This is a genomic window from Nostoc sp. DSM 114160, assembly GCF_053470305.1.
On the sequence record NZ_JBPFGO010000003.1, the window covers coordinates 14,108 to 36,721 of the forward strand.

Here is a 22,614-nt window from a genome sequence, read left to right on the forward strand (position 1 = left end):
CTAACTTAGCCCCCGATGAATAGATACTACGATCTCTGTCCCTTGCTCTAAGTCACTTTGAATCTTTAATTCAGCTCTAATGCGTTCAGCCCGTTCTGCCATCCCCAGTAGACCAAAGCCATTCCGCATCGCCTGGTTTTCTACATTAAATCCCTGCCCATCGTCTTTAATTCGCAAGCTGCATTGGGTCGGTTCATAGATCAGTTCAATGTGGATTTCACTTGCACTAGCATATTTTATTGCATTTGTCAAAGCTTCCTGCCCAATCCGAAACAGATTATTTTCCAGATCCGAGGATAGGGAATAGGGTGTACCCATGACTTCGTAGACAATTTGGGTGGCGATGGAGGAATCTAATTGAGCAGCAAGACGGCTTAAGGCATCCTGTAAGTTACTGCTCTCTAAAAGGTATGGGCGGTGTAATGCCTCTACTGAACGACGTGCCTCCGCAAGCCCAGAACGGGCTAAGTCGAGGATTTGAGTGAGGAGAGTTTGCGCTTTTTCTGGGTCTGCCGTTACCTTATTGGAGGCGGAGCGAGCATGAATGATAATACCTGTAAACGCTTGGGCTAAAGTGTCGTGAATTTCCCGTGCCATGTGATTGCGCTCTTCTAGAATGGAGGCTTCTTCGGCTCGTTTGCGATCGGTGATATCTCTTGCCAGCCAAATGACAGAATGTTCTGAGATGGGCGAGATGCGAGTTGCAAACCAGGTTTTCCACCCTCCCACAATCGAGCTATACTCAATCGTTAGGGGCTGCTGAGTGCTTAATGCTTGCCGAATACAGCTAAGAAATGTATCGGCTTGCGATCGCTCAAAAATTTCGGAAAATGTTCGACCCACCTGTTCGTCAATCGGGTTAGATAATTTCTCTGACTCAAGCAGGGTTGCTCTCAAAATCCGCCCTTGTGCATTTACTACCAAAAGCGGATCGGGCATTGCACAAAAGAGCGCCCGAAGTTCTGCTTCGGAGGCTTGCAACGCTTCTTCTGCCTGTTTGCGTCTAATTCCTAATGCAATCTCGCGGGCTGAAAACTCCAACGCCTCAAAGTTGGACGACGGAATGGGATGTCGAGTAAACATCGCTATAACTCCAACAAGCTGTTCATCCAGCAGTATCGGATAGCCCGCAAATGCCACCATGCCTTCTCGTTTTGCCCATTCTTTATCAACGGATGATTCATCAAACACATTGTTAATCAACAGAGGACAGCGTTCCTGAGCAATTTGTCCAACTTTGACGCTACCTACAGGAATTCGACTGTACTCACCGTCAAGACGGGTATACATCCCCGCACTGGCTTGTAACTCCAAAACATTCTTGTCTTTATTTAGCGTCCAAATCCGAGCAAATGCCGCATTAAAGTGCTTAACAACGGCTTGGACACAGCGATGCAGCATCAAGGGCAAACTAGCACTTTGAGCCAAGGCACTATCCACCTCGGCGCGAAAATCGGAGAGGATTGCCTGTTCCCGAAATTGAGCTTCGGACTGACGCAACACTTCTTCTGCTTGTTTGCGTTCGCTAATATCTGTCATGATACTGTAGAAGCCTCTGACTTGAGCATTGTCATCGAAATCAGGGATCAAGGTCGCGCTGATGCACCGCCGATCGTCCGGAAAAGGGATCTCTGTTTCTAGAGATACCGTTTGCCCTGCAAACACCCGATTAATGTACGGCTCAACTCGTTGATAAACCGCCTCACCGAGCAGTTGGCGAACAGGGTTGCCCAAAATTTCATCGCGGCTACGGTTAAACCAGACCTCATAAGTATGGTTGATGAATTGATAACATCGATTGGCATCTACATAGCTAATCAGAACTGGTAGAGCGTTGGCAATCAGTCGTAATTCCTGTTCGCGATGGCGCAATTCCGCTTCACTTTGCTCTAAAGCTGCCGTTCGTTGGGCTACTTGTTGCTCTAGGGTACGATTGTAATTGGCTAAGAGATGTTCGGTTTGTTTGCGCTTAGTGATATCTTGAAAGGCTACAATTGCGTAAGCAACGTTCCCATGTTCGTCAAAGACTGGCGTTCCCCATGCCTCAATGGGAATAATAGTCTCGCCTTGGTGAATCTCTAAATCATCCGTTCTTGTACGTTCGCCTTTTAACGCTCGGACGATTGGCATATCCTCAGGGGAACAGTTTCGATCCGTTCCAGCCAGGTAAACTTGATAAACCTCTGCAAGACGATCTGATGTCGCGTTAGGATCGACGCCTTTACCCATCAGATCAATTCCCTGCTGATTGACATAGTAAGGGCGACCAGTCGCATCCAAGACCCCAATTCCCACTGGAACCGCTTCTAGAAATTGATTTATCTGATTTTTGCCGTCGCGTAGTTTCGAGTAGAGTTTGGCATTTTCAATTGCGATCGCTGCTTGAGTAGAAAGTAGATTCAGAACTTGCGATCGCGTAGCGTCTCCTAATGCCTCCGGCACGCTTGCGCGAACGGAGACTCGCTCTGGTGTAAATACTCCAGTTGCTAATTGATTTTCCAGATACAACACGCCAACAAGTTTACTTTGATTCAATAGCGGCAAACAAAGAAGTGATTTCGTTTGGTTCTGCTGAATATATGGCTCATTGATAAAATGACCTTCACGAGTTGCATCATTTAATATGACAGATTCATGAGTACGGATAACATAATTAATAATTGATTCAGGTAAATGATTTGCAATTGGGAGCGATTGCAACACTTGCGTAGCATAGACATTCTCATCGTCATTGAGTTCGCAATAAGCTTCGATCGCCCATTTTCCTGAGTTTTCCAAAATCAAAAATCCAGTTTGTGCTCCCGCGTTTTCAATTAAAATTTGCATTAGAGAACTAAGCAATCGCTCCAATTCAATCTCACTCGAAATTGCTTGAGCTGCTTTCATCACCGTTGCTAAGTCGAGAGCAATATGTGAGGTATTTGAGGTAGTTACAGCCGTGGTGCGAATTGGTGTAGAAACTACGTTAGACAACTGAGGAAATAGTTGAGGATAACGAGTTTCTAAATCTTTAACCTTTGCCATTGCTCCCCAGCGTTTATAGCAATAGTGAGCTTCTTTCATGTATGTTTGGGCAAACTTTTCTCTACCACGAGCTAAGTAATGTTTGGCGGCTAATTCATAGGCTAATGCTTCTTCTTGAAGATACTCGTTGTCCTTGGCTCCTTGAATGGCTTGTTCATAGAACTCCTCGGCTTCAAGAACTTGCCCTAAGACTCGTGCTTTCTCTGCCTCAACGAGATGAAACTTGTGTAAAAAATTTTCTGGACAGCTATCCGACCATGCTTTCAAGCGCTCCTGATTTAATCGGATCTGTTCCAAAGCATGACTTTGTTCTGCTTGAGATAGACCGGAATACAGGTTGAGTAGAATCAGAGAACCATAGTAGAAATAACCACTATAGGTTGTAAACCCGACGATAGAATTTAGAATCTTCCCCGCTTCAACGAAATAATGGCAGCCTTGCTCAAAATCTGCTGTTAAACAGGAAAGATGCATTCTGAGGATGTAATAAAGACAAATTGAAAACCGTATTTGTGAGGTTTCACCCCGATGAACTATTTTTTCTGTCTCCCTGAGCAATTGCTCGTGTTCCTGTGCCGCTTGCCCTAAAGCAAGTTTTGCGATAAAAAATTTAGCTCCAGCCAGTGCCACCTTCGCAAGCTCGTCCTGAATCTGCTTTGCCACCAACTGATATTTTTCGTTGTCTTCTGCAACGGTTGTTAAATTTTCTCCTTGAAATAAGCGATTAAAAATATTACCGACTACGTTATAGGCTGCAAATTGAACGTCTCCCGACTCCATGCTTGCCAGAAAACCTTTGTAATTGATCGTGGCCGCCCCTGCTATAGGCTTTGACCAAACTTGAATAAAGCTTCCAAACAACATCTGTGCCTTACACTGCTGAGATTTACTGTTTAGTTTGTAGCTAAGTTGTACCGCTAAATCTGCACACTCATAGCCTCGTTGGTATTGCCCTTCCATCAAACCTAGAAGAAGACCATAGTTTGCATAAGCCTTAATAGACTCAGCAATATTTCCATGTTCAATGGAAAGACGAACTACTCTTAAACTGACAAAGCAGTAAAGTTCAATATTAGCCGTAATGTAGGTTGGTATATCTACAGCAATTAGCAATTTAATCATTGCTCGGATGACTCGATCGCTCACTGTCGGTAAAATTAAAAGTGAGGAAATTGAGCGATTTTCTAAGCTTTTGGCAACAGCAGCAAACTCTTCCCGGACTAATTCTGGCAAATTTTTGCCCTTAATCTCAATCCCCAGCTCCTGCAATCCGATTAGACCTGTTTGAACTGCTTTCTCACATTCGCCTTGTAGGGTATATTGAGTTATTTGAAATACACGAATATCTGCGCGATCGACAGCAGAAGAAATGTGTTCTAAAGCAACCTTGGTTGTGGCGCTTAATTGCTCATAGCTAGCATTGCTCAACTGTGCTGTGCAGAGAGTCCGATACAGGTGGAACATCAAGTCGTACTGACTCATCCAAGCCTCCTCTTTGAGCAAGCCAATGCCAGTCTCAAGATACCGAATCGCAGCTTCATAGGCAGTAGAGGCGATGGCTTTTTGAGCGGCAGCCAAGTTGAGTCGTGCTAGTTTCTCTTTTTCATCTTTCTGTGTCAAAAGGGATTGACCATAGTTGATGTGGTTGACAATATCAAAAAGTTTTTCACTTTGTTCGACCTCAGACAGCTTGTTCAGCAGGAGTTGTCCAATGCAGTAGTGCGTTACTTGCTTTTGATCCTCAGAAATCAAAGCATAGGCGGCTTGCTGTACTCGGTCATGCAAGAACTTATACTCTTGAACTAACAAGTCTTCGTCTAATTCAGACAGGGTTTGAATGAATCCTTCTTGTATCGCTGGTAGTAAATCCTGAAAAACCGTTTTGGGTGATTTCTCACACACGATCGCTAACGTCTCTAAATCAAATTCAGCTCCGATACAAGCGGCTAAGCGGAGAATTTGCTGGGTTTCTTCTGGTAGTTTCTTTAACTTTAAGAGCAGCAACTCCACAACATTATTAGTGATATTTTGGGTTTGAAGTTGAGCAATGTCCCACTGCCACCCCCCTTTACTTCCCCCCTTAGCAAGGGGAGCCAGTGCGTTGGGGAGACAGCGCCGTGGGCGGGTTTCCCGACTTGAGGCGACTGTCGTCGGCTCTGCCGACTTGTTCGCTCTTAGCGTTCCCGCAGGGTAGCATCTGGCGTGGGATTGAGGGGGGTCAAAGGTCAGCAGATTTTCGCTATACAGCATCCTCAAAAATTCACTGACAAAGAAAGGATTGCCCTCGGTTTTACGCAGCACCAACTCAGCAAAGGAACGAACAGTGTCCACATCTCGATGTAGCGTTTCGGCAATCAACTGACTCAATGGCAAGAGCGTTAAAGGTGCCAGGATCATCTCTTGAAGCACTGCCCCTTTTTTTTGCAGCCTCTCTAGCGTTAAGAGCAGTGGATGCGTTGGAGTCACTTCATTGTCTCGATAGGCTCCAATCAAAAACAGGAATTGATTTTGCTCATCCAGCAGCATCAACTCGATTAACTTCAGCGTCGCGGAGTCAATCCATTGCAAATCATCTAAGAAGATCGCTAGCGGATGCTCCTTGGAACAAAACACTCGGATAAACTGCTCAAAGACGCGATTGAAACGATTCTGAGCTTCCGCAGCTTCCACTTCTAAGACAGGCGGCTGCTTGCCCACAATCAATTCCACTTCAGGGATGACATCAACGATCAGTTGTCCATTGCTGCCCAACCCTGCAAGTAGGCGCGATCGCCACTGTTGTACATACTCGTCTGGTTCACTAAGTAATTGCCGTACCAATTTTTGCAGGGCAACCGCGATCGCACTGTAGGGAATATTGCGCTGAAATTGATCGAATTTACCAGAGATAAAATAGCCACGCTTTTGGGTAATTGGTTTATAGATTTCTTGCACTAACGCAGATTTGCCAATGCCAGCATAGCCAGATACCAACATCATTTCAACTTGGAATTTTGGGTTGCCCGTTTGTTGGGTTTGTGAAGTTGTTTCTGAATTGTTTGGTAAAGCAGCAACAGGATTTGACTCTGGACAGGCTACACGATCAAACGCCGCCAGTAACATTGCAACTTCCTTATCCCGCCCATACAGTTTTTGGGGAATTTGAAAGCGATCGCAAACGTCTTGAAGCGCCAGTTGAATGCTAGAGATTTGACCGATTTCTGCTAATTGTTCAGCACACATTTCTAAATCCGCTTTGATGCCCCAGGCACTTTGATAGCGATTTTCAGCATTTTTCGCCATCAATTTGAGAATGATATCTGAAACTGGCTTGGGAATCGTTGTATTTATTTCATTAGGCGGAATAGGATTTTTGGCAATATGACAATGGACTAGCCCCAGCACATCTGTGGTGGAAAATGGTAGTTGTCCGGCGAGCAGTTGGTAAAATGTCACACCCAGTGAGTAGAAATCAGTCCGGTAGTCGAGTAAACGGTTCATCCGCCCGGTTTGCTCTGGAGACAAGTATGCAAGTGTGCCTTCTAAAACATGAGGACTTTTGAAAGTCGGATTTGTGCGGTTAAATTGGGTGGCAATTCCAAAGTCAATAATTTTGATAACGCCAGTATCCAGATTGAGAACTATGTTTCCAGGGTTGATATCTTTATGAATGACATTGGCTGCGTGGATTCTGCCTAGAATATCGGTGAGGGCGATCGCCAGACTTAAAAATTGGGATAAGGGCATAGGGCAAAACATATCTGGGCGCTTGTGCATCCATTGCTCTAGGGACTCTCCCCCAAAATCTTCTAAGATAATCACCAGAGTGCGTTGATACTCTTGCTGGCTGTATGCCTTCACTACTCCTTCCAAGTTGAGGGAACGGGTAATTTTATATTCCTGTCTGTAGCGGGTCAGTTCTTGAGGTGAGGGATAATCTTGCTTGAGTATTTTTACCACGATCCCTACTCCATCGTCTCTGATGCCGCGATAAACTAGAGAATTATCACTTTCGTATATCTTCTGTTGGATGGCAATACCAGGTAGAGCAATCATAGAGCAACTCTTGAGAGGATAATCTGGCATAACTCAAACTATACACCAATTCTGTTAGAGCTTGTCCCTGTTGTAGAGCAGGTAAAACAGAATCCTTGCTAAGATTATTCCAGTACTGTGCATAACCGTAGAACTCAATCACTTGTCCTTTAGCAAGCCATAACAGATTACCCGAAGAGGTAATCACTTGAGTTTTGCATAATTGAGCAGATTTACATTGGGAGGCTAGGGTTCTCCAAATTTATACTCTCCTTACCAAATCAAGCTTTTGGTTTGAACCTCTAGGCTTAACTGCACTGTATTGGATCGTAACTTTAGTTTTTAACGGTGTAATAAGCCATAGCCAAATTCCTTTATTTAGACTTACCCACTTTATAGATATATCCTTTGTCTAAAATCTGTCTTTTACTAAGAATTGCATAGGCTTTATAATGCAATTTTTAAGCAGTACAATAGCTCTCCAATGAGCCTTTTCGTCGCACATCCAGCGTTACACAATGAAACCCTCCTCCCAAGGTTCTTGAGTGTCTGAGTTGGAGTTGTATAACATCAACACCGCGTTTCTCAAGTTGTTTGATGAGTGGAGTTTGAGATTTATCAACGATCGCCAGATTTGGATTTACCATTAAGAGGTTGATACCAATCCATTTAGAAGCATAGGATGTTGTTGTATAACCAATATCAACGATATCCGTCAGATAGATCGCATCCCAAGTTTTGAATAGATCGGGCAAATTTTGTTCGCCAACTCGTTCAGCGTTCACCACAACTAAACCAGGTCGAATTACAGCGATGGTGGTGTCTACATGACTTCCACTATAAACGTTGTCATAGGTATGCACTTTATATTCTTCGCCTAATATAGTTTGCAGCCACAATGCTCCAGAGCGGTTTCCAGTATCTGAAATCAAATAAAAAATATCTTTCCCTAACCGCAATATGTTTGCCGCATCAAATAGAGGTTCATAGTCTTTGATTGCTGAAGAGTTGGGATCGTGAATATTATAAATTTCATCAGCGAGTCTAGGCTTTGGAGCTGATATCCATTTAGCTCCGCTCTGCAAATAATCCATCAAGATAGATTTAAATGAAAGAGTTTCAAAAAATCTTGCTCGTAGCGTCATTGGCGCTTCGATAATCCATCTTCCAACTGTAACGAATAAGTCTCTGGGACAGTAATTGTATTGACCGTCTGATTCCCAATCAGGGGTGCGAAATTTAATAGAATGATCTACTATGTCAGGACGCTGAACAACTACATTGTGGCTTTGAAGTGTACGCACGAGTTCATCAAGGTCTTCTTCAGTTTCTTCGATGATGCGATCGCTATACTGACCAGAAGGAATGTTTTCAATGCTACCATAATCTCTATATTCGACTGCAAACAAACCTCGATCTCGACAGGCAATACGTGCATTGGTGGCACGGCCAACAATAATTTCTTCAAGAGCGTCCCATTCGTTATCAACTTTTACTTTACTCATCTGTTGTTCTAGTCCTAAATTTGAGAGTTAGAAAAACTGTTTCGAGCGACTGCATATACCCAGTAAGATGATTGAAATAGGTGCAAAGGGTTATTAAAACAGAATTCGGTAGTTAAGGTTTCTGTTTAAAATACCACCCCAGAATCGCTAGAGTATTTTGAATTGTGAATTCTCAATTTTGACTGAGAATCGCATTAATAATAGTGGCGTTTTGATTGAGATAGGGAGGATCGATCATTTCCCGATGAACACCAGATGCATAATAATTGATTCGTTCTCTCCTTGTAGCTTGTATCCAATCATCTTCGTAATCGTAGTTGCCTTCAGCACGAATGAGATGAATATTTGCGTCAATCTGCAAATTTTTTAGGTCTGAATGCCAAAGAAAATTGAAGTATTCCCAAACTTGATTGTAGGTGCGATCGCGTAACTTTTGATTCTCCATAAAGTAACGTCTTAATTCTTGGCGTTTGGGATTTAATAAGAAACCATCAACACCTTCTATAATTTCTGACATTTGGGCTTTTTTAGCTTCACGACCGTCTCTATAGGTATCTAATAAAATGACATCAGAAACTCTGCGATCGCGACTTTCTAACTTTTGAGCCATCAACATTGCCAAAAAACCACCTGCTGAATGTCCCATCAATTTTATGTTTTGATTTTGTGCTAGGCGATCTATTAATTCTGCATATTTTTCTAAAGTTGCTTCATCGGCAATATACCTGAAAGTATAGATAGCATAATCTGTTAAATAATCAGCTAATTTTGCGTAAGCTGCGGCAAAACCAAGGGCTGGTGGAAATATAAAAACAGCTTTTTCTCGTGCTTTATTAAAAACTACATAAGGACGTTCTTTAGGTTGAATATTCATCTCTTTGACGTAGATGATATACTCACTCAATTCTGCTATTGTAGGTTTTTCATAAATTATTGACAAAGGAATGTCAATTTCCAATTCTTGATAAATTAGTGCCATGAGATTCATGGCTTGTAATGAGTGACCACCTAAATCAAAAAAGTTATCATTCACTCCTACCTTTGATACTTGCAGGACTTGTTGCCAAATATTTGCTAAGATGCTTTCGGAGTAATTACGTGGAGCTAAATAAGATGATTCTACTATCGATGTTTCATCGGGTTTAGGCAATTTTTTCCGGTCTATCTTGCCATTCGGATTTAATGGCATAGTTGACAACATTACAAAAGCTGAAGGTATCATGTAAGCTGGCAATTTATGCTGTAAGAAACGACGCAGATCGCTAGGGGTTAATGACTGGTCTTTTCTAACTACATAAGCGACTAACCGTTGATTTTCATGCAGAATGACGACTGTTTGTTCTACTTGGTGATTAGTTTCTAAAACCGATTCTATTTCTCCTAATTCAATACGTAAGCCGCGCAACTTGACCTGGCTATCGATGCGACCAAGATATTCAATATTCCCATCTGGTAAATAACGAGCTAAATCTCCAGTTTTATACAATTTACCATTACCAAAAGGATTAAAAATAAATTTTTGGGCAGTTAATTCTGGTCTGTTGAGGTAGCCTCTAGCTAAAGAAGCGCCCCCAATATGCAATTCTCCAGGAATGCCAATAGGAACTGGTTGGAGATGAGAATCTAGGATATAAATTTGGGTATTGGCAATAGGGCGACCAATAGGAACTATTTGATAATTAGACTGTGGCGTACACTGCCAGAAAGTGGCATCAACTGCTGTTTCTGTTGGCCCGTAAAAATTGTACAATTCACAATCACACTGCTCAAAAAAGCGTTGTGTCAGTTCATAAGATAGTGCTTCTCCACCACAAAATACTCGCTTTAAACAACGGCAATCTTCTAAGTTAGATTCCTGAAGAAAAACTCGCAGCATTGAGGGAACAAAGTTGATTTGAGTAACTTGTTCTTGGGCAATTAAATTAATTAAATAAGCAGTATCTTTATGACCTTCAGGTTTAGCCACTACTAAAGTAGCCCCAGCTATTAAAGACCAGAAAATTTCCCAAACTGAAACATCAAAACTAAAGGGAGTTATTTGCAGAATGCGATCGCTTGCTGTGAGTGGATAAGCATCTATAGTTCGTAATAAATTATTGCAAATGCCTTTATGGATATTCATTACTCCCTTTGGCTTACCTGTAGAGCCAGAGGTATAAATCACATAAACCAAATTTTCCCATGTCACTTGGCTGATAGGATTCTGCTGGCTATATTTAGCAATTACTTGCCAATCACTATCTAAACACAGCACCTCGGCTTGATTTTCTGGTAAAGAACCTACTAAGGACTGCTGGGTAAGCAATATAGAAACTGCCGAATCTGAGAGCATATAAGCTAAACGTTCTGCTGGATAGCTAGGATCTAGGGGTACATAAGCTCCTCCTGCTTTTAAAATACCTAATATTCCTATTACCATTTCCAGGGAACGCTCAACAAAAATTCCTACCAATACTTCTGGTTCTACGCCTTTTTCTCGTAAACAGTGAGCTAATTGATTTGCTTGCTCATTCAACTGTTGGTAGGTCAATTTTTGACCTTCAAATATTACCGCAACTGCATTAGGGTGAAGTTTTACTTGTTCTTCAAATATCTGATGGATACATTTATCTTGAGGATAGGCAACTTCTGTATTATTCCATTGAGTTAGTAATTGATAGCGTTCTTCAGGAGTTAGTAAATTGATTTGTGATAATTGGCAAGCGGGATTCTCAACTACTGCCTGAATTATTTGTAAAAAGTGACCGCTCATTCTAGTGATCGTCTCTTCTCGAAACAGATCGGCTTCGTATTCTATGACCAATCTTAAATCGTTGGCATCTTCAAACAGACTCCAACTCAAATCGAATTGAGCCGTTCGTGGTGTCAGCGGGTATGTTTTATGTTCAATTCCCGGAATTTTCATCACTGCTTTATTATCTTTACTAAGCAGTGAAAACATCACATCGAATAAAGGATTTCGTGATAAATCTCGTTCTAAATCCAGGGCAGATACTAATTTATTAAAAGGATAATCGCTATATTCATAAGCATCGAGGCAAGTATTTGTTACTTCTGCCAATGCTTGTTTAAAAGTTCCCGCTTCTGGGAGTGAAGTTCTTAAAGCTAGGGTGTTAACATAAAATCCGATTTGGTTTTCTAGGTCTGGATGATTGCGTCCAGAAATAGGTATGCCAATGACTAAATCATGCTGCCCTGTGTAACGATAGAGTAATATTTTAAATAAAGTTAAGAGAGTTATAAATAGAGTTGTATGATTTTGAGCAGCAAAAGAGCGTAATTTATCGCCGATATTCTGACTGAAATTATAAGTATATACACCAGCTTGAGAAGATTTAAATTGCGGTCTGGGAAAGTCGGTAGATAAGTTGAGTATGGGTGGTTGTTCGGCAAAGCGATCGCACCAATAACTATGTTGTTCTTTTACCTCCTCACTTTCTAACCACTGATTTTGCCATGCAGCATAATCCTTATATTGCAATGGTAGTGGAGGTAAGACGGCAGTTTTTTTCTGCGTGTAAGCAGAGTATAAAGTAACAAACTCTTGGAAAAGGATATCGAGCGATCGCGCATCCCCAATAATATGATGTATGGTCAAGCCAAACAAAAATTCCTCTGACTCGATCTGCACTAATAAAACTCGCATTAGAGGTAACTTTTCTAAATCAAAGCGCGAGTTAGCTGATTCTTGAATTAAGGTATCAGCTACGGCCTCAACATCTTTTTGCCCTCTTAAATCTTGAAAATTTATTAATTTTTCTGTAGGCAATTTTTCATGCAAAATTTGCTGAATATCACCTGCGACACTTGTAAAAGTAGTTCGCAAAATTTCGTGGCGACTCACAAGTTGTTGAAAGGCTTCTCTAAATGCTGAAATATCTAAGCTGCCATTGATTCTCATTGCCAGCCTAATATTGTAAGCGCTAGAATATTCATCTATATGGTGCAGAATCCACATCCGCCTTTGAGCGTGGGATACTTCGTAATATTGTTGATTCGGTAGTGACTTTATCATTTGTTTTGTCGTGATTGAATCAAATCAGCTTGAGCTTTTAAAGTATTTTGAGTAAATATTTCTCGTAATCGCAGTGCAACTCCAAAGCGATTGCGGATATGCGACACTAAGCGCATTGCTTTTAAACTATTTCCTCCTAATTCAAAAAATGACTGATTCGCGTCACTCACCTCTACCTCTAATAATTCACCCCAAATTGAAGCTAATAAAGCCTCTTGTGGATTAAAGTTAGTAATTTGATGATTTTTTTGAACAATATTTGCTTCTACTTTTGGTAGTGCTAGACGATTGATTTTGCCATTTGGCAATAATGGAAACTCGGCCAACTGCATCAAATAAGTTGGCTGCATATAAATCGGCAAAACTTGTTTTAATTGGCTGCTAATATGTTGATGATTTACAGCATTCTTTGCTTGATAATATGCAATAACTGTCACCGATTCTTCTTGTTTCTCAGCAATTACCAGTGCTTTTTCTACACCATCAATAGCAGCCAGTGCATCTTCAATTTCTCCTAACTCAATCCGTATTCCATTCAACTTCACTTGGTTATCGCTGCGTCCTATCACCTCCACCGTCAAATCGGGTAGCAGTCGTCCCAAGTCTCCTGTGCGATAAACTACATCAGCGCCGTTATTCAAAGGATTGGGTACAAAAACAGAATTGGTTAAACTTTCATCTTGGTAATAGCCTTTTGTTAAATAAGGCGACTTGACAAAAATTTCTCCCACTTCTCCGACAGCACAGGGACGAGTTTCATCAATGACTGCAAACGCCGCCTCTGGTAATGTTTTACCTCCAGGAACTCGTGCATAAGTAATTTTATTTGGGTCGGGAATCCGATAAAAATGCTTGACAAAAGTTGTTTCACTTGCACCATAAATATTCACAAATTCTGTTTGAGAACCAAAAACCTGATGCCATTCACACAGTTCTTTGGTAAATAAAGGTTCTCCTCCCAACACCAAAACTTGTAAGTTTTTTAGTAACTGGTCAGCATTAACTAAATTGCGACCGATATTTAAAAATACGCGCATTACCGAAGGTACGGTGTGCAGTAAGTTAATCTGCCACTCTCCCAACTTTAATAACAAACGCTCCGAATCTTCGCGGTCTGTGCTATCTGGAATATAGAGAGTACCTCCAGAACATAAAGTGACGAGAGTTTCTCTAAGGTAAGCATCAAAGTTAATTTTTGCAATTTGCAAACAGCGCCAGTTTTGATTAATCCCAAATTCTAGTTTTTCCCAGTTGATAAAGTGACGCAAACTGCCATGACTACCAAGTATGGCTTTGGGTTCACCTGTTGACCCGGAAGTAAACATAATATAGTTAGAATCATCAGCTTCAGGCAGAATTAGAGCTTTTTCATCATTACTTGCTACTACAGGCAAGCATTGATAAATTGTGCCATTCCACTGATAGTATTGCTGAATTTCATGGGCAGTTGCGACCAATATATGAGGTGGTTTTGGTAATACTGCCAGTTGAGGTTTGACACTATCTAAATTTTTGCGATCGACCACTATAATAGCGGGGGATGTTTTAAGCATCATGCGTAAAGAACGTTCTTCTGGTTCATCCAAACGCAGAGGTAAATAAATTCCCCCAGCTTTAAATACTGCTAGCATTGCTAATACTTGACGGTAATCTCCTTCAAGCATTACGCCACAAATAATATCCTTTTGAATACCTAAATCTTTAAAGATGTTAGCCCAAGAGTTAGTGAGTATATCTAATTCTAGATAACTAAATTCTCCACCCGGATAAAGAATTGATGTTTTATCTGGTAGGGCTTTTACTTGGTCGATAAAATCATGGATGACTGTGCGTGTTTCTAAGCGCGGAATTGGTTTGGTAAAGCTTTCGATAAAAGCTGTTTCTGCGGCTGACAAAAGAGGAATTTTACAAACTGGTTGGCTGGGATTTACTACCATTTCTATAAGTAGTTTATCCAAATGTCTCAGAGCTTGTTGTATTCTCTCAGCTTGGAATATATCTGTATTGTAAATTAGAGCTAAACTGAGTTCGTTGTTCTGCTCAATAAAAACAAAAGAGAGGTCAAATTTGTTTAGATCGTCTAGCGAACCTAGAGATTTTATCTGTACTTCTTCTACAGGTTGACTAATGTTTTGCAGAAGTACCAACACATCGAACAAAGGTGTGCGGTTAATTTCACTGGAATTTGCCAGTTCTTTTACCAAAATATCAAACGGATAAGCAGAATGTTCCAATGCCTCGGTAACAGTTTGACGAACTTTAATTAGCAGATTTTGATATCCTCGATCTGGTTCTATTTCATCACGGATAACAACTGTATTCAAAAATTGGCTGGGAAATGCAAGTTGATAATTATTGCGAGTGGTAATCTCTGTGCCAATAGCAATATCGTGCTGACCGCTGTAGCGATAAAGTAATACTTTTACTGCCGCCACAAGCCCCATAAATAAAGTAGTTTCTGTTTGATTACAAATCGTTCGTAAACCAGAGACAATTTCTGGTTGAAATGTCCAGTTTAAACGAGAAACATTGAATGTTTTTGTAGGCGGACGATGGAAATCTGTAGGTAAGTGAACGCGGGTTAGTTGCCCATCGTTAAGTTGCTTTCGCCAGTAATCTAGATGTTTTTTATGCTTTTCATTTGGCAAAATATTGCTTGACCACACTGCATTAGTATTCAACTCAATTTGTTGTATTGACTGGCTTTGTTGAGCATGAGATATTGCAGTTTTGTCTGGTTCTAGAAGATGTAAAGTGAAAGATTCATAGCGTTGTGAAGGGTCACTAGCTATTGCTGCCAGGGTGCTAGTGTAATAATTGCCAATGGCGATCGCCTGTTCTTGACACAACTCGCTGGCATTGTATTTTAGAGTTAAATGTATCTGGGACGAGAAGAGATCCAAACTAAAGTGGACTCCCAGAGTAAAGTTTGTTTTTCCCAGAAACTTGCTATCTAATACCTGTAGACCTGGCAGCCCTAAGATACTCTGGTAAACGTGAAAATGGGTAAAGTTAAACGATGTTTCAAATAAAGGCTGACCGCCTAAATTCCACTGCAAATCAGCTAGGGGATATCGTCGGAAAGGTAGGGATTCTCGTTCAGCCTTGAATGTCTCTTGCATCAAGTCTATCCAAGTACCTCCCAAAAGTTGCAAACGCAATGGCAAAGTATTCAGAAAAAGTCCCAGTACTCGCTCTCCATCAGCCTCCTCTGGTCTACCATTAGATACCATACCTGTTAAGACATCGGACTGATTAAAAAGCACACTTAACACTTTCATGTGTGCCGCTAAAAGTACGCTTTTGAGGGTAACTCCTGCCTTATTTGCTATCTGTTTTAAACCTTGAGAAACTGTTAGAGATAGGGTTACTTCCTGAGTACCTAATGTACCTAATTCAGGTTCATGTGAGTGATAGGATTGAGGCCAACGAGGCAACTTTGTAATAGTAATACCGTTAAGTTTTTCCAACCAATGTTGTCGGCACTCTTGGGAATTGAGGGCTTTTTGTTCTAAAGCAATAAAGTCTCGGAATCCGATGCCTACGGCGGGCTGTGCCAACGCAGGTGATGGATTGAGAGGGAGAATTTCTTCACTTAAGAAGGATAAATATCTTTGCAGTAATTCAGTGAATAGTAAGCCTACACTCCATCCGTCGAGAATAGCGTGGTGTTCGATCAAAGTTAGCTGAAATGTCTCATCGCTGCGGCGATGGATATGAAAGCGTAATAGAGGAGGACTATCTAAACGAAAATTTTGTTTTCTTTCGGCTGCAAACCAAGCATCCAAAATACTTTCTTGGTCAGCGACAGATAAATGGCGCAGATCCTCTACTACCAAGGGAACACGAACTATGCGCCTAACTAACTGCAACGGCTCGCTGAAGTTGCTGACATCGAAAAAAGTCCGCAGTACAGAATGATTAGCAACAAGTTCTTGTACAGCTATTCGCCATTTTGATTCGTCGAAAACAACTCGCAGATGAAAACTGTTGACGTTGTGATAGACAGCAGAACCAGGACTGTACTCGCTGTGAAACAACATCCCCATCTGAAGTCTGGCAAGAGGATAAGCATCTTCTATATTGTCAGGTAACTTGAGGCGGTCTTGTTCGCAGATGAGAGCTAACGGCTGGACTTTTTCTGTGATTCTATTACCAATCTCCGCTGTGGCGAGGTTTTGCGTCAGTTCGTAAATCGTCTGATGTAAAAACATCTGTTGAACTGAGAAGTGCAAACCTCTTTCTTTAGCTAGGGCTAAAACTTGAATACTGCGGATGGAATCGCCGCCTAAAGCAAAGAAGTTGTCGTGGATACCAACTCGTTCTAGACCAAGAATCTCAGCCCAAATGTCGGCTAGTACCTGTTCTTCTAGAGTTCGAGGGGCAACAAAAGCTTTTTCCAAGTCTGCTCTAGTTGTCTGGGGTGCTGGTAGAGCGCGGCGGTCAACTTTGCCGTTGGATGTTAGCGGTAGTGCCTCCAGCGTTACAAAGGCGGAGGGAATCATATAGTCGGGAAGAGACTGTTTGAGGAAACTGCGTAGCCGTGGGACTAGCTGGCGAGTTAATTTACCCTGCAAAGGATTATTGGCATAGTGACTCCAGGGTTTGAGTTGGGGCGTTTCCCTAAGTAGAGGTAGTATTCCATGAGATATTAGCCCTAGCGATCGCCTGCTAAACACAACATCATAACAATCATTCGTCCCTGTATCCGACCAGCTAATGTCGATGGTATAAGGTAACTCATCACTCAAGCTCCAAAAGTCTTCAGGTTCTATGCCTTCTTGCTGGGTGAGAGCTTCTAAATCTTGAACTAGACCGCCGACTGTGGCTGGTTTTTCATCCCTTGCCAGTAGTTCTAAGAGCTTGACTTGTTTCCAAACACGTGCATTAGGAACGTTTTTGACGATCGCAATCTCTGGTGTCTCTAGTAAAAGTTGGCGAAGCGAGGGCAATGTCAGTTCATCTTGCTGCCAGTCCCAACACTGAGGCTCAATTGAGGCAGAAACCCTGTCTCCTACACAGAGAATCACATCATAGCGGAACCGTGTCAGCTCATTGCGATCGCGACCTCGTTTGAGCTGAATTTGCACTCGGCTGATTTGCGGTAGATGCTGCACAAGAGCATTAAAGAAGGCCGGGTCAATTACTAGTTCTTGGTCTTCTTGGAGATTTTTTTGTACGCGCTGCCACCAATCTTCTGTCGGTAGCTCCTGGGATGTCTGGTACAGCATGACATCGGCATGGAAGGCTGACAGTAAGGGTAGACTACGCACATCCCCCACAAAGATAAAGCCCCCTGGAGCTACCATCTTCACTGCACCTTCTAAGACACTTACCAGATAATCAATGCTGGGAAAATACTGAACAACTGAGTTGAGGATAACTGTATCAAATGTGTTGGCTTCAAAACCCTCAAAGTCGTGGGCTGGTTTGTTGATTAGCTGCACCTGTGACCAATCGCTGCCACGTTTTTGCATTTCCATCTCCACATAACGGATAGCATTGTCGGAAATGTCAGTGCCACAGTAACGCAAGCATTGGGGAGCAATTCTAAACAGCAGCATCCCCGTACCGCTGCCAATTTCCAGCACCCGCTGAGGCTGCAAAGCCAGAATCCGCTCAACTGTAGAGTCCAACCATTGACCCATTTGTGCTTGAGGAATGGGTAGACCTGTGTAGCTGTCGTTCCAGCCGATAATATTGAAGGTTGAGTCTTGAGTGGGAGCATTTTGGCGATAAGTATCGTTAAATACCTGTTGCCATTGTGATATCTGCTCGTTTTGGGATTGGTTCTCACCTACTTGATTTGAAGATTTGGCAACTATATAAGCTACTAGGCGTTTGTCTCCTGGTTGGTCAGTTCGGGCGATTACCACCGCTTCCCGCACCTCTGGATGTTTTAGCAGTGCGGCTTCAATTTCTCCCAATTCGATGCGGAAACCGCGAATCTTAACTTGATTATCGATGCGATCGAGATATTCAATGTCTCCATTTTCTAAATAGCGGGCTAGGTCGCCAGTTTTGTATAACCTTGCTTCTGGTTCGTCGCTAAACGGATTAGTAATGAACCGCTCTGCTGTCAGTTCTGGACGATTTAGATAGCCGCGAGCCAACCCAGCACCACCAACATACATCTCACCCCCGATGCCGATAGGTACAGGTTTTAGCTGTTCATCCAGGATGTACAATTGCAAATCGGGAATCGGGGAACCAATTAGGCTCTTGCTATTGTTAACATCTGCTATTGTTAGCGGTCGATAGGTAACATGGACGGTTGTTTCTGTGATCCCGTACATATTTACTAATTGGGGAGAGCGTTGGCAAAGCCCGCCGCAGGCATCGCCATATCGCTCAAACCAGGGTTTCAAACTTTGCGGCTCTAGAGCTTCGCCGCCGAAGATGACTAGACGTAAGCTCAGTTTCGATTCTTGATTTTCCGCCAGTTCTTCCACCCGGATCAGTTGGCGAAAAGCAGATGGCGTTTGGTTGAGAACTGTGACTTGCTCTTGGCGCAGCAAGGTGTGAAAAGCTGAGGAATCGCGGCTTACCCAGTAGGGTACGATCGCCAAACGTCCACCATACAGCAAAGCACCCCAGAGTTCCCAAACGGAAAAATCGAAAGCAATTGAGTGGAATAGTGTGAAGACATCACTTGCACAAAAGTGATACCAAGACTGAGTGGCTGCAAATAAACGAGTCACATTTTGGTGATTAACTAACACACCCTTGGGTTTTCCTGTAGACCCAGAAGTGTAAATTACATAAGCCAAGTTATTTGGCTGGACACCACTAACTAGATTCTCTCGACTGCAAGAATTAATTACTTGCCAATCTGTGTCTAAACACACCACTGTTGCTTGATTTCTTGGTATTGATGCTAACAGCGATTTCTGAACGAGCAACACTGGTACTGCTGCATCTTGAAGCGTGTAAGCCAGACGTTCTGCTGGATAGCTGGGGTCTAATGGCACATAAGCTCCCCCCGCTTTTAAAATTCCCAACAGTCCCACTACCATTTCTAGGGAACGCTCTATGCAAATACCTACCAGTACCTCTGGTTTTACGCCTAGTGTTTGCAAGTAGTGCGCTAACTGATTAGCTTGCTCATTTAACTGTCGATAGGTCAATTGCTGATTTTCAAATACTACCGCTACTGCATCGGGATTCCGCTCTACTTGCTCTTCAAATAGTTGATGAATGCATTTTTGGGGATATTGAATTTCTGTATTATTCCATTTTTTCAGTAATTGATGACGCTCTTGTGTTGTTAATATGTCAATTTCTGACAATTCACAATCAGGATTAGCTGTAACAGTTTCCAAGATTTGCAGAAAATGTCCCAGCATTCTCTGGATAAAATCTCGATGAAAAGCATCTTTGGCAAAAGTTACAGAAACAGCAGTATCTCGTTCATCAATTTCAAAGACTAATTGAAAGTTGTTTAATAAAGAACTGCGACTGCACAATCCCTCTTGGATCAAAGCAATGTCAAAAATTGCTGCTGGATTTCCGCCTCTTGCAAGAAATGTTTCGAGAAAAGCATCAATATCATAGCTTTGGTAGCGATATCCTTCTTGTAGCTCACTGCGGATTGTTTTTAATAAATCCTTAAATGATGTGAGTTTTTGACCAGAGAATCGGGAGAATATTAGGCTATCAGACTTATGTAGATTTAAAGCTCCCGTTGCCACAACAAACTCTTCTTGAGCAGTATATTTAAATATTAAAAATTTAATAGCTGATAGATATAAAGCAAGTTTATTAACCGGAGAATTAGCAGTCAAACGATATATACTATCACGTATATTTACAGATATAATATTAATTAATTTTTCTTGATGCTCTATTCGATCCTGATTTACACTGTTAAATAAAGGTGTGACTGGCTGGATTTCTCGAAGTTGTCGAATTTGGTAATCTAATGCAACAAGATGTGATTCTGCTACTTCCATACAAATCTCCGTGAATTGTGTTGCACATTTAGAGCCTATTTATCAAGTAAATATTAAGTAGGGGAGGCAAAAAGCGGCGTGGATGTTCCTCCCGCTTTATTGCCGTTGTGTTAGGGCTATGCAAAGATTTGGGAGTTTGAGACTAGCCGTAACGCACCATTTTTCTCGGTGCGTTAAGCGTTGCGATAACGCACCCTACAATTTAAAGTTTTAAGTTGTGTAAGCAGCAATTGAGCCTGCAACTAAATTAGCCTCTTCCAAAATTGGAGCAGGAATTTCAGGTATCGGGCAATCTTCAGGAAATATATTATTCCAGAGCCTAATAAACTTTCTAGCCATATCTGGTCGAGTTTGTTCGAGTAATTTGAGTTGATATTGCAATTGTGAATTCAATTTTTCCAGATATTGCTGCAACTGTTGAGGTGCTTCTGAACCGTAAAGGCGAACAAACATTCGATAGATATTCATCACATTACGTTCTATATCTTCTTTGTATGATTTTAAGTCACATCCAATTTCTGCAATTTGCTCTGCGATGCGGTAGATTCCTAACATTTCTTCATCAGATTGACTAGTTAACTTAAAAAATAGCCGAGTTAAAATATAATAATCAAAAGCTTTACCTATACATACGGAGTCAATGTCTGCTTGTGTAGGTATCTTTCCAGAACAAAACTGCGTTTCCAAGCTGTAGTATGTTAATCCTTGTTGAAGCCGAGTTTCTAATGCGTCATCAAATAAGTTTAGCTGGGTTAATACGTTTCGCAACACTGAAACGTTTTTATTAATATCTTCATGAATTTCGTTATCTTCATCAATCTGATAGATTATGGATTCAACGAATAGTAATAGAGGCATGATGCCAGCGATATCAGCTTCAGAAACGTTGTAGATTGGAAGTAAGTAATTTCCCCAAGACTGAAGAAGTTTAACAGATTTTTGAATTGCCTTATACGAGAGGGTGGGTATTACTTGGTTATTGTTTGTAACTGAATTATATGGCTCATTGAGAATATCAATTTTGAGTTTGAATATAGAAGGTATCATTGCTTTACTCCAATTAAAAAAATGAAAAAATAATTTAATTTCTGATTTTTATAATTTTTATGAAAATCGTTCGGTTTTTATGAATGTTTTCCAACAAATTTGCGATTTCAACTGCTTTATTAAATCTTAAAAGTTTAATGCAAAATTTAACTCTAATTTGGCGTATATAACCATTTGATTGCTAAAAAACATAAAAATATTTAGAACAATCGCAAAAATTGTCCTCATTATTCTTTGATCGAGTAGCTTGCCTGATTATTTAATTAAATTCTTAATCAACTCTTGTGATTGAGTAACTAGTGGTAAGTACTAGAACCATAAAGCTTAAATTTACACCATAAGCGTTTGGGAAACAATAAGTAATTCGGAAAAAATTTCATCTATTTTTCACGCTAGGATTCAACTCAGAGCCAAAATGCTTGTATCAATAAGAATTGTATACAGTTAACTTCTTTGTAAACTTTTTTTGAGTAGAGAGCGATCGCAAATTTTTGTATCCTCTATCTACTAAAGCTTACATAGCTACTAAATCCAGGTTAATTAAATAGCTAGCGATCGCTGTGGGATATATAGTTATGTTGTTTTTACTTTTTAGTTTGACCATTCTTTAACTCAAGCTAAGTTTAATATAACAGCAATTTTCACTGCGATAATTGCGTTTAATAAAAAATCTCAATTGTTAACCAGTTAAGACAGTTAAGACAGTTAAGACAGTTAAGACAGTTAAGACAGTTAAGGAAAAATATATTGATTTGGTATTGCATATTTATCTTAGTAGTGAGATGATATTTGAATTTAAATATCAAAAAATCTCCAATTATACATAAGTTGTAATGAATGTCAGACCTACATCATCGGTGAGAGGTTAAAATAATATTACTTTTGTCAATCAGAAATTATGCTGAAAATTTGGGGAAAGCAGAAGTATTAAGTGAACTATTGTACTTAATTTTGAGCGCGACAATGAATGATACGGATCGAGATTATGCGATGCCTGCCTAAAAATTCCGTTCTCAACCCCAATTTTGGCAAGATATTAAGTACGATTGCTTATTGA

General features: G+C 41.1%; 5 protein-coding genes and 1 pseudogene. All 6 read right to left on the bottom strand.

Annotated elements, in window-relative coordinates:
• The 6 genes and pseudogenes from NSTCB13_RS25395 to NSTCB13_RS25420 all read right to left on the bottom strand — a co-directional run bounded on the left by NSTCB13_RS25395 (window position 1) and on the right by NSTCB13_RS25420 (window position 21,557).
• The gene (locus NSTCB13_RS25395) at window positions 1-7,059 is read right to left on the bottom strand and encodes a PAS domain-containing protein (protein ID WP_448274231.1); all 7,059 of its coding nucleotides are present in this window, start codon (window positions 7,057-7,059) and stop codon (window positions 1-3) included.
• Window positions 7,060-7,111: 52 nt separating this feature from the next.
• Window positions 7,112-7,300: pseudogene (locus NSTCB13_RS25400) on the bottom strand (hypothetical protein); the annotation flags it as partial.
• A gap of 199 nt (window positions 7,301-7,499) precedes the next feature.
• Window positions 7,500-8,543, bottom strand: a complete 1,044-nt coding sequence (locus tag NSTCB13_RS25405) for an inosamine-phosphate amidinotransferase 1 (protein ID WP_448274232.1) — start codon at window positions 8,541-8,543, stop codon at window positions 7,500-7,502.
• A gap of 172 nt (window positions 8,544-8,715) precedes the next feature.
• Window positions 8,716-12,558 carry a non-ribosomal peptide synthetase gene (locus NSTCB13_RS25410; RefSeq protein ID WP_448274233.1) on the bottom strand — a complete coding sequence of 1,281 codons (3,843 nt, stop codon included), beginning with the start codon at window positions 12,556-12,558 and terminating at the stop codon, window positions 8,716-8,718.
• Entirely contained in the window at window positions 12,555-20,510 is a 7,956-nt protein-coding gene (locus NSTCB13_RS25415) for an amino acid adenylation domain-containing protein (RefSeq protein ID WP_448274234.1), read from the bottom strand. The genes NSTCB13_RS25410 and NSTCB13_RS25415 overlap by 4 nt, the downstream gene beginning before the upstream one ends.
• A gap of 210 nt (window positions 20,511-20,720) precedes the next feature.
• Complete coding sequence (locus NSTCB13_RS25420) at window positions 20,721-21,557, bottom strand: hypothetical protein (RefSeq protein WP_448265686.1); 837 nt, start codon at window positions 21,555-21,557, stop codon at window positions 20,721-20,723.
• Window positions 21,558-22,614 lie beyond the last annotated feature (1,057 nt).